Annotated in this window: 11 protein-coding genes; all 11 read right to left on the bottom strand. The window is 65.7% G+C overall.

Annotated elements, in window-relative coordinates; genetic code table 11:
- Positions 1-3 precede the first annotated feature (3 nt).
- The gene (fliF, locus tag AC13F7_RS05430; RefSeq protein ID WP_481468151.1) at positions 4-1,644 is read right to left on the bottom strand and encodes a flagellar basal-body MS-ring/collar protein FliF; all 1,641 of its coding nucleotides are present in this window, start codon (positions 1,642-1,644) and stop codon (positions 4-6) included.
- 12 nt (positions 1,645-1,656) lie between these two features.
- On the bottom strand, positions 1,657-2,019 hold the full coding sequence (fliE, locus tag AC13F7_RS05425) for a flagellar hook-basal body complex protein FliE (RefSeq protein WP_481468149.1): 363 nt from the start codon (positions 2,017-2,019) through the stop codon (positions 1,657-1,659).
- Positions 2,020-2,430: 411 nt separating this feature from the next.
- Positions 2,431-3,927, bottom strand: coding sequence for a sigma-54 dependent transcriptional regulator (locus AC13F7_RS05420; protein WP_481468148.1), 1,497 nt, complete (start codon positions 3,925-3,927; stop codon positions 2,431-2,433).
- Positions 3,920-4,300, bottom strand: a complete 381-nt coding sequence (locus tag AC13F7_RS05415) for a response regulator (protein ID WP_123729727.1) — start codon at positions 4,298-4,300, stop codon at positions 3,920-3,922. Before AC13F7_RS05415 ends, AC13F7_RS05420 begins: the two co-directional genes overlap by 8 nt.
- A 14-nt stretch (positions 4,301-4,314) precedes the next feature.
- Positions 4,315-5,724, bottom strand: a complete 1,410-nt coding sequence (gene rpoN, locus AC13F7_RS05410) for an RNA polymerase factor sigma-54 (protein ID WP_481468146.1) — start codon at positions 5,722-5,724, stop codon at positions 4,315-4,317.
- 263 nt (positions 5,725-5,987) lie between these two features.
- A complete protein-coding gene (locus tag AC13F7_RS05405) occupies positions 5,988-6,620 on the bottom strand; it encodes a response regulator (protein ID WP_481468144.1) in 633 nt (210 codons plus the stop codon).
- Positions 6,621-6,707: 87 nt separating this feature from the next.
- Entirely contained in the window at positions 6,708-7,289 is a 582-nt protein-coding gene (locus tag AC13F7_RS05400; protein WP_482999505.1) for a PilZ domain-containing protein, read from the bottom strand.
- On the bottom strand, positions 7,286-7,582 hold the full coding sequence (locus tag AC13F7_RS05395; RefSeq protein WP_482999504.1) for a hypothetical protein: 297 nt from the start codon (positions 7,580-7,582) through the stop codon (positions 7,286-7,288). The genes AC13F7_RS05400 and AC13F7_RS05395 overlap by 4 nt, the downstream gene beginning before the upstream one ends.
- The gene (gene fliS / locus AC13F7_RS05390; RefSeq protein WP_482999503.1) at positions 7,579-7,995 is read right to left on the bottom strand and encodes a flagellar export chaperone FliS; all 417 of its coding nucleotides are present in this window, start codon (positions 7,993-7,995) and stop codon (positions 7,579-7,581) included. The genes AC13F7_RS05395 and fliS overlap by 4 nt, the downstream gene beginning before the upstream one ends.
- Positions 7,996-8,134: 139 nt before the next feature.
- A complete protein-coding gene (fliD, locus tag AC13F7_RS05385) occupies positions 8,135-9,517 on the bottom strand; it encodes a flagellar filament capping protein FliD (protein WP_482999502.1) in 1,383 nt (460 codons plus the stop codon).
- A gap of 453 nt (positions 9,518-9,970) precedes the next feature.
- On the bottom strand, positions 9,971-10,740 hold a 770-nt coding region (locus AC13F7_RS05380), incomplete at its 5' end, for a flagellin (RefSeq protein WP_482999501.1).

Below are 10,740 nucleotides of genomic sequence, written 5' to 3'. Positions count from 1 at the left end.
TTCTCAGTCATTGGCCACCCAGCCCTTGACCACCTGGGCCACGCGCTTGGAATCGGTCTTTACAGCTTCACGCGCCATGCGCAGTCGTTCCTCGTAAGAGTCCACCGGCAGCGCCAGGGGTTCATGTCCAGCCGCGTTCAAGCGTTCGCTGCCGAGGGCGGGCAGGCCCTCGCCATCGTCGACCAGCTGCACGTCGGCCGTGTGGGGTTCCAGCTCTTCTTCCTTGGCTTTGTTCTGGCCGGTGATCGAGCGCAGCGCCGGGCGCAGCACACCAAACACCAGGGCCAGCACCACGATCGCGCCGAGCAGCAGACGCAGCGCGTCCTGGACCTGCGGCAGTTCCCACCACTTCGGTCCTTCGATCGGGGTGACTTCCCGCACGAACGGCGCATTCATCACCGAGACCGTGTCGCCACGCTCGGCATCGAACCCGACCGCCTGCTTGACCAGCGCTTCGACGCGGGTGAGTTCGGCAGCGGAGAGGGCCTGGTCGGCCATCTTGCCGTTGGCACCGGCGCGCGGCACGTTGTCCACCAGCACCGCCACCGAGACGCGCTTGATGCGGCCGGCCGGCTGGCGGGTGTGCTGCAGGGTGCGGTCCAGCTCGTAGTTGCGGGTCGCGTTCTTCGAGCTTTCCGTCGGTGCCTGCGCGGTGGCCGGTGCGGCAGCGGGGCCGGGCGGGGTATTGCTGGCAGCACCAGGCACACCCTGCGGGCCGGGCACGTTGGTGCTGTTTTCGCTCATCTGCTCGCTGCGCAGCTTCTGCGGCTCGCCGTTATAGAGCTCACGGGCTTCCTCGATCACCGAGAAGTCCATGTCCACGCTCACTTCCGGGTTCACGCGGCCGGGGCCGGTCATCGGCTCGAGCAGCTCGCGGATGCGTTGGTTGAACGAGGTTTCCTGGCGGCGCACCTGCTCGAACTGCGCGGCATTCATCGCCGCCTCGCTGTTCGGGTCGGAGACGCTGAGCATGCGCCCGCTCTGATCGACCACGGTGACGCGCTCCGGCGCCAGATCCGGAATGCTGGCGGCGACCATGTGCACGATGGCATCGATCTGACCGCGTTCGAGCTGCTGGCCGCCACGCAGTTCCAGCACCACCGAGGCGCTGGCGACATCGCGCTGGCGGGTGAAGGCGCTGGGCTTGGGAATGGCCAGGTGCACGCGCGAATCGCGGACCGGGCGCAGCGTATTGATGGTGCGCGAGAGTTCGGTCTCCAGCGAGTGCTGGTAGCGGGCGTTCTCCATGAACTGGCTGACGCCGAAGCCCGGGTCACGCTCCATCAGCTCGAAGCCCAAGCGGCCACTGTCGGTGAGTCCGGAGCTGGCCAGCTTCAGGCGAGCGTCGTGCAGGTTCTTTTCCGGCACGGTGATGCCGCCGGTGGCCTGGTCCAGTTCAAACGGAATCTGCGCGGCGCGCAGCAGGTCGGTGGCCTCGGCCGTGGCCTTCTGGTCCAGCCCGGTGTACAGCGGCACCATGCCGGGCTTCTGCGACCAGAAGAACACGAACAGACCTGCCGCCACGGCCACGGCGATCATCGCCATCAGGCCAAGCCGACGGGTGATCTGCAGGCTTTGCAGCCGGTCGAACCACTGCCCAGCCTTTTCGGTGTTCAGCGATTCTTTGGAGAGCGACAGGGCCATGCGTTTCTATCCTTACAGCGGCATGTTCATCACGTCCTGGTAGGCCTGGACGAGACGGTTACGGACTTCCACGGTGGCGCGGAAGGCGATCTGGGATTGCTGCGAGGCGACCATGACCTTGGCCAGATCCGCACCGGGTTCACCCAGTTCGAAGGACTTGGCCAGGGCGCCGGATTTCTGTTGCGCATCGTTGACGCCGGCGATGGCGCCACGCAGGGTTTCGGTGAAGCTGGGGCCCTGGATCTCCTGGGGAGATACCAGGCCCTGGATGGCATTGCTGCGCGGCACTTCCGTCAGCGGGCTGACGGCGGGCTGCCCCATCTGGGTCTGGAAGGTGCGGATCTGAGAAAGGATCGAGGTGACGGAGTGCGACATCTGGAACGTTCCGAAGCAGGGGATGGGTTTCGAGTGAATACGTTGCAAGTGCCGTGCCGAAAGTGATGAGTGGTTCAGTTTCGTAACGGTGGCGGGGGTTTGCGGGGTCAGCGGCTCCGGCGGGGGTGGCCGTGGTGTACGTGAGGTGCGGTTGAGTGACCCAGAGGCGGTTTGACGCGCTGGTGTGCCGGAGAGTCGACGCCGGAAAACCGGCGGGTCGGTCGGGCGGTGGGCCACGATGCCCTTGCCGGCGAATGTCCCCCGGCGCCGGCCTGCGGCCGACCCCTCCTCCTTTATTTCGCCCACAAGGGCATCGCGACCCACCGTGTCGAGGCTGCTGGCGGCCACCCGTCAGATCCACAAAAAAGCCCGGGACATGCCCGGGCTTCTGATTTCCTTGTGGTGTTCTGCTCAGCCAGTCAGTTCGGTCTGGTCGCGTTCGATGCCGTACTTGCGCAGCTTCTCCACCAGGGTGGTGCGGCGCAGGCCGAGCAGTTGCGCGGCATGGGCGACCACGCCTTGGGTGCGTTCCAGCGCCTCGTTGATCAAGGTCAGCTCGATGTTGGCCATGTGGTTGCGCAGATCCAGGCCGTCGTCGGGCAGGGCCGGGGCGCGGTTGGCCGGGGCGGCGCCGTTCTCCGCCGAGGTGGTGCCTTGGCTGCCCGGGGTGTGGAAGGAAAAGCTGCGCAGGTCCAGACGTTCATCGGCCAGAGGCGCCGGTGCGGCGGCGGCAACTGGGGCCGTGATGGCGAAATCGCCGCGGTAACGGGCCGGCAGATCCTGCACGCGCACGTTGCCACTGGGATGCAGCACGGCCAGGCGTTCGACCAGATTGGTCAGCTCGCGCACATTGCCCGGCCACTCGTAGCTGGCCAACGCCTGCAGAGCCTCGCCGGTGAAGCGGACTTCGCCGCGGCCAGTGCGGGCCAGCTGACCAGCGATGGTGGTCACCAGCGCCGGCAGGTCTTCGCTGCGCTCGCGCAGGGCCGGCACGTCGATCGGGAAGACGTTGAGGCGGTAGAACAGATCCTCGCGGAATTTGCCATCGGCGATACGCGTTTCCAGGTCGCGATGGGTCGCGGCGATCACGCGCACGTTGCAGCGGATGGTCTGGTTGCCGCCGACGCGCTCGAAGCTGCGCTCCTGCAGCACGCGCAGCAGCTTGACCTGCATCGGCAGGCTCATGTCGCCGATTTCGTCCAGCAGCAGGGTGCCGCCCTCGGCCATTTCGAAACGGCCCTTGCGCGCGCTCAGTGCACCGGTGAAGGCACCTTTTTCGTGACCGAACAATTCGCTTTCCAGCAGGTCCGGCGGGATCGCGCCGCAGTTGATCGCCACGAACGGCCCATCACGGCGCGGGGAGCGCTGGTGGATCGAGCGCGAGACGACTTCCTTGCCGGTGCCCGATTCGCCCAGCACCAGCACGGTGGTGTCGAAGGCGGCGACCTGCTCGATCATGCGGCGCAGCTGGGTGACCGCAACGCCTTCGCCGGTCGGGCCCTGGTCCTGCACGGCACCGGCCTGATGTTCGGCATCCAGGCGCTTGAGGCTGGCCCGGCGCAGCAGACCTTCCATCTGCGCGTGGCGAAGCGGCGCCTCCAGCGGCCAGACGTTGGCTTCGTGCAGGCCATGCTGCTGCGCGAACGCGGTGGTATCACCGTCGATCAGCATCACCGGCGGGGGCAGGGCCCCCTTGCCCAGCCACGCGAACAACGCATCGCTGCGGTCGGAGTTGTCCAGGCTGCCGATGATGGCAGCCATCCAGTCATTGGGGCGGTGGCGGGTGACATCGAAATCGTTGGCATCGGCCACCCAGCGCGGGTTGAAGTCCATGAACTCCAGCAGCGCGACGGTGCGCTCGGCGCGGACCGCGTCGTTGTCCACCACCAGGATGCGCGATTCACTCATGGCCCGGTTCCTTCAGGCCTTCCAGGATCGGCATCACTTCCTGGATGTAGGAGAGCTTGCTGACGAAGTTGTCGGCCCCGGCGCGCAGGGCGTGCTCGCGGTGTTCGGCATCATCGAAATGGCTGGCGATGACGATGTAGGGCGCGTCGTCCTGCGATTTGATCAGGCGGGTTGCCTGCAGGCCGCCCATTTCCGGCATGGCCAGATCCATCAGCACCACCTGCGGGCGCAGCGACTCGGAGCGTTCGATCGCTTCCAGGCCATTGGCGGCGCTGCCGATGACATCGAGCCAATCGACCTTGCGGAAGTGGCGCATCGCAGCGTTGATGAAACCCTCGTGGTCATCGACCAGCAGCACGGTGAGCTTGTTCATGTCGTCCATTTCCTTCAGCCCACCCGGGCCAATTGCGGGGTGCTGGCATGGCTGCGGCGGCGTTCGCGCGCCGGAGCGATGTCCAGTTGTTCGCGGTATTTTGCAACGGTCCGGCGGGCAATGTTCACCCCTTGGCGCGAAAGCAGGCCAGCGATGGCCTCATCGGCCAGCGGGCGGGCCGCCGGCTCGGATTCGATCAGGCGACGTACCATCGCTTTGACGGCCTGGCCGGAGACGCTCGCGCCTTCCAGGCGCACGGCGAAGAAGTGCTTCAGTTCGAGCGTGCCGCGCGGGGTCTGCAGGTACTTGCCGGTGGTGATGCGCGAGACGGTGGACTCGTGCATGCCGATCTCATCGGCCACTTCCTTCAGGGTGAGCGGCGCCATCGCCTCCTCGCCACGGGTCAGGAAGCCGGACTGCCGTTCGATGATCACCCGCGCGGTGCGCAGCAGGGTGTCATAGCGCATCGACAGGCCACGGGTCAGCCATCGGGCTTCCTGCAGCATGTCGCGCAGCGGCTGTGCGGCTTCGCTGGTCTCGGCCAGGGCCTGTTCGTAATGCGGGTTGATGCTCAAGCGGCGGCTGGTGGCCGGGTTCAGCGCGACGCGCCACTGGCCATCGGCATGCCAGGCGACCACATCGGGGATCACGACCCCGGTGGTATCGGGCAGCAGGCTCTCGCCCGGGCGCGGCTGCAGCGACAGGATCAGGCGGACCGCTTCGTGGATGTCGGCGACTTCGGCGTCCAGCTGCTGGGCGAGCGCGGCATAGTCATGCGTGGCCAGCGCGGCCAGCCCGTCATCGAGCACGCGCTGGGCCAGGTGCCGGGCCGGTACGCGGCCGGGCAGGGTGCGCAGCTGCACGCTCAGGCATTCATGCAGGTTCTGGGCGGCCAGGCCAGCCGGGTCGCCGTGCAGAATGCGCTGACGGACCGCTTCCACGCCGGCGGCATCCACGTCGCAATGCGCGCTGGCGAGCAGGGTCAGCTGCGCCAGCGGGGCATCGAGATAACCGGTGTCATCGCAGTGTTCCAGCCAGAAACCGGCGACGGCCAGCTCGCGGTCATCCAGTTCCATTGCCAGGCGCTGCAGGACGCGCAGCTGCGGGTCGGTGGATTCGCCGGCGGCGACGCGCTGCATGCGGTCATCATCCCCGTCCTGCCAACCGGCACCGGCCACGTCCCACATGGTGCTCTCGGGCAGTTCGTCAAAGGCGGCCACGTCCTGGGTCGTCACGGCCTCAGCGGTGTCGGCGGCGACGGGCTCGGGGGCCTCTTCGATCTCCAGCAGCGGGTTGGCTTCCAACGCACGGCGGATTTCCAGCTCCAGCTGCATGCCATCAAGCTGCAACAGACGGATCGACTGCAGCAGTTGCGGCGTGAGGTGAAGCTGCTGACCCATCTGGGTCGACATGGAGGCTTTCAAGACGTTTCCCCGATCACGCCGAGTCCCCGGCGCGTTATGGAACACATCTTGCTTCTGTTCCGGTGGCACCGGAATCAGGGGGTTCCTGAGTCGGGTCATCCAATCCCCGACAGCATGTAGGGGAAACCACTACATCAGTACGTCATTTTGACGCATTTGCCGGTCCAACCCTTGAAGATCGCCACCTGGTGGCGCTGTGCCGCATCGGAATCCTGACGTGAGGGGCTGCCCTTGGCCGAAAAACGCCACCGAACCGTCGCCGGTCATTCCAGTTCGTGCTGGTGGCGTGCGGCGAGCAGCACCAGATCCGTGGCGCGTCGGCAGCCCAGCGACTCCATCATGCGGGCACGGTGGGTCTCCACCGTCTTGACGCTGATGCCCAGATCCGCCGCGATTTCCTTGTTGCTCTCGCCTTTGCCGATCTGGCGCAGGATCTCGCGCTGACGCGGCGACAGCGCCGCCACGCCTACCGGCTTTTCCTTGCCGAGCATCGGCGCCAGCATCTTTGCCGAGATATGCGGGCTCAGGAACACCTGGCCGGCATGGGCAGCGCGCAGGGCCAATTCCAGTTCCTGGGGGGCGGCATCCTTGACCACGAAACCGACAGCGCCACGGTCGAGTGCATCGCGCACATGCACGGCGTCATCGTGCATGGTCATCATCACCACGCGTGAGCCGGGGGTACGCAGCAGAATGTCGCTCAGCGCTTCCAGCCCGGTACGGCCGGGCAGGGAGAGGTCCATCAGCACCACGTCCGGCGCATGCTGCACGCTCAGCTGCAGGGCCTGCTCGGCATTGCTCGCCTCGGCGACGACGTCCACGTCGGTGAAGCCCTGCAGGAGGCGGCTGAGGCCGGCACGGACCAGGGTGTGATCGTCGACAATGAGTACGCGCACAGGCTACTAGGGGGGCGGGGAGGCGGTAACCTTAACGGAGTGGCGGGCCAGCGCCAAGCCGACTGGGTCACAGTCGGTACCGTATGGTCAGCGCAGACGCCGTGCTTCGGCAATCTGGCGGCGATGCAGGCGGAACAAATGCCGCTCCAGCGCCATTTCCAGCGCATCGCTCAGGACCTCGAAGCGCAGCCACAGATAATGCGCGCCAGCGCCGTTGGCGGCCTCGGCCACGATCACCACGGGCAGATCGATATGGTCGGGCAGCCAATCGCTGGGCTGCAGCCGGATCACGCCCTGGCTGCCCGCTGCGGCGCCCGTACGCATGCCCTGTTCAATCCGGATGCCCCGACGGGACCAGCGCAGCGGACGCAGCGGCAGATCCTGGGCGCTCTGGCGGACCAGCCGGCCCAGCAGCACCATCACCAGGTCCAGTTTGGCTTCCAGGCGCTGCACCTGCAGCGTGGCGTCGCTGCGCTCGTCGTGCCCGTCATCGCTGCGGGCATCTTCCACCAGGGCCACACTGCGCAGCAGAGTCTCGGCGGTGCCCGGGCGGATCACCGCGCTGCCAATGCGGAACTCAGCCGGCAGCGCCAGTTCGCAGCTCAGCGTCTCATCGAACAGCTCGCTTTCGGCGGGGTGATGAATCTCGCTGGTGCGAAGGTCGGTCATGACAGGGATTCTGCCGTCAGGTACGCATGCGCGGCGCGAAGCGACTGTCGGCCGCTGTGGATATGCCGGCTGGCTTCTTCGCGCTGGCGCATCATGAACAGCATGATGCGCTGCTGGCGTGCCTGCAGCGAAGACAGACCCGGGACGTCGAACAATGCCGACGGGCCGGCCAGGTAGGTGGTCTGGGCGGCATCGAGGGCATCCAGCTGCAGGCCGGCCTCATCGAAGTTCTCTTCCTGCAGCGCTGTCTCCAGTGCGTCCAGACGGGCGTTGAGCGAGCCCAGCGACGTCATGGGGTGGCCTGCTCAGCGTGGCGCTGCTGGTGCGGGATGGCATTCCAGGCCGAATCGATCTCGCCCAGCAGTTCCAGCGCCTCGGTCAGCGCGGCCGGATCGTTGTGCAGATTGGCTTCGGTCAGGCGCTGCATCACGTAGTCGTACAGCGAGGACAGATTGCCGGCGATCTCGCCACCAGCTTCATGGTCCAGCGAGCCGTTGAGGTGACCGACGATCGCGCAGACTTCGCCGATCGCCTTGCCCTTGCGCGCCTGGTCGCCGCGTTCCAGGCAGGCCAGGGCGAGTCGAAGTCGTTCACAGGCCCCGGCGAGCAGCAGTGCGACCAGCTTGTGCGGGTCGGCATCGGTGATGGCGCTCTGTACGCCGACCTGGCGGTACTGCTCGGTGAATTGACGGTTGGAACCGTACATCAATCATGTCTCCTTCATTCGGGGCCGCGAGGTTCGCGACATCGTCGGCACCGGGTGGAGCCTGCGGGGTGTCCTGCGTGTGGTATCGGCAGCGGACCGGTTCAACTTGAGTCCGCTTCCTTCATCGATCAGCCGTCGATCAGCCGCTGAGCTGGGAGAGCTGGCTGGTCAGGCTCGACATCGTCTGGCTCATCTTGCTCATCAGCGAATCCAGCGCCAGGAACTGCTTCTTGTAGCGTTCCGACACGCCTTCCATACGCACATCCAGCGCTTTGCGACGCTTGTCGATATCGGTCAGCGTGCTGTTGATGCTCTTGGTGCGCGATACGAACGCGCCTTCTTTGCCAACGGCGGTGCTGACGTAGCCATCCACCACGGCAAACAGCTTGGCTGCCGCGCCATCGTCACCGGTCAACGCTTCACGCACGGCGCCGCCCTGGTTGACCAGGGCCGCGTCGAACTTGGCCGCGTCAAGGACCAGGCTACCGTCGGCATTGGGGTAGCCGCGGGTCTGCAGGCCCAGGGTCTTGGGATCCAGGCCAGCCGCGGAGAGATCCTTCAGAATGCCGCCCATCAGCCCACGCAACTGGCTTGACGCACCGCGCATCTGCGCATCACCGGTCAGGGAAGAGGGTTCTTTGTTCTCGATGTCGTACTTGGTAGCCGTATTGATCGCGGCGATGGCACCGTTGTAGGCGGTCACGAAGTCCTGCATCACCTTGCGCGCGGCGGCCGCATCAGTGGTGATGGTGACGGTGCTGTCGCCTTCTTTTTTCAGATTCAGCGTGAGGCCCGGGACCACGTCGGTGACGGTGTTTTCGCTGCTCACCACGGACACGCCGTCGATGGTCAGCTTGGCATCGGTCGCCGGCGTGCGCTCGCTCAGGCTGCTGGCGAGGGCCGTCAACTTGGCGTTGGCCGGGTCGGCAGTCAGCTTGATTGCGTTGGCGGTACCGGACTTGCTCTGGGAGAGCGACAGGAACTGATTGTCGCCCGAGGTGATCAGGGTGGCCTGTACACCCGAGGCACGGCCCGCCTTCTCGATCTTGGTCCTGATCGAGCTGAGGGTGTCATCGGCGGCGACGTCGATGTTGAGCGTCTTCTGCTTGTCGCCGACGCCAACGGTGAGCGTCAGGGTTCCGGCGCCGAACGTCTCGGTCTTGGGCAGGGAGGTGTCTGCGATCCACTTGTGTGCCGTCGCCAGCTGTTCCACATGAATGGCGTGCGTACCGGCGGCGGCCAGGTTGGTACCGGTCGCTGTCAAAATCTCGTCAGTGCCGGATTTGCTCGCGCTGACCGTACGCGCATCGAACGCAGTCTCGGCTTTCAGCGCTTTGAGCGCCGTATTGAGGGTGTCGAACGCGGATTTGACCGTGCCGATCGCCGAAAGCTGCATCTTGGCCTTGGACTGCTGCAGGTTCAGCGCATTGTCCGCCGGCTTGCGATCGGCAGCTACCAGGCTGCTGACCATGCCGGAAATATCGAGTCCTGAACCGATGCCGCCGTAACCGAAGTCCGCCACGTTGTATCTCCTGTGTGTTGCCGCTGCCGCATGGTGCAGGGCGGTGCCATCAACGAAATTAGCGGCCGTAGCCGCCGGGTCTTTAGAACTCTCGTTGATGCAGGAGTTGTGCCAGCCACGTAGCGCCGGGTTTGGCACGGCGGTTGCAGGTCACTCAGGGCAGGGCGGCGATGTGCGCTCATGCCAGAGGGTCTGTAAAAAACCCTCCTCCAATGCAGAGGAGGGGTCAGGCTACTGAAAAACGGGGGGAGACGAAGCCACCCGAGGTGTTCAGTCAAACAAACAGCGCTGATAACAGTTCTGCCGCAGGGGCGGGCCATGGCCACGAAGAGGTGGCGACCGGGAGAGAGTCCGGCTCATGGCCATGGCCCGTTCCTGCGTGACGATTGCGATGCTTCGGGTTGTCCCCGCCGCCGGTCGAAGCCGGCGGCGGCGGGGACGGTGCAGGGTGGATCAGCGCAGCAGGCTGAGCACGTTCTGTGGCACCTGGTTGGCCTGGGCCAGCATGGCCGTACCGGCCTGCTGCAGGATCTGGGTGCGGGTCAGCTCTGCGGTTTCCTTGGCGAAATCGGTGTCCTTGATGCGGCTACGCGACGCGGACAGGTTTTCCGACGAGGTCTGCAGGTTGGCAACGACCGAGGTGAAGCGGTTCTGCACGGCACCAAGGTCGGCGCGCGTGTTGTTGATCGAGCTCAGCGCCTTGTCAACGATTTCCAATGCCTGCTGGGCACCCTTGACGGTGGAGACGTCGATCTTGTCCGCGAACTGCTTGTCAGGCACAGCAGCGTTGCCCGTCAAAGCGATTCCGGTGCCGGCCAGTTGGACCACAGCGCCATCCTTGTCGATGCTGTCCTTGACCGAGGTCAGCGTCAGTGCGCCGCTGGTGGCATCGGCTTCAGCGTAGACGCCGGTTTCGCCGATCTTGGCATTGATATGCGTGGCGAGTGCCTGGCCGGCCTTGGCGGCGGTGGTTTCGGTGAGCTTGAGCTCGTCGAACGACACCGTGCCCGAGGCGCTCGTCAGGGAGAACGCTGCGATGGTGGCGTCACCAGCGGTGACGGTCGGGGCGGCGATGGCGGCGGTAACGAACTGTGCGCCGCCCAGCGCATTGGCCTTGGCGTCCACGACCTTGTCGATGGCGATGGCCTGGCCGGCGTTGGCACCGACCTGGAACAGCTGGCTGGAGAACGAGCCATCCAGCAGCTTGGTGCCGTTGAAGTCGG

Source organism: Stenotrophomonas sp. K-6 (genome assembly GCF_056861555.1).
This window is presented reverse-complemented; position numbering and strand designations above follow the sequence as displayed.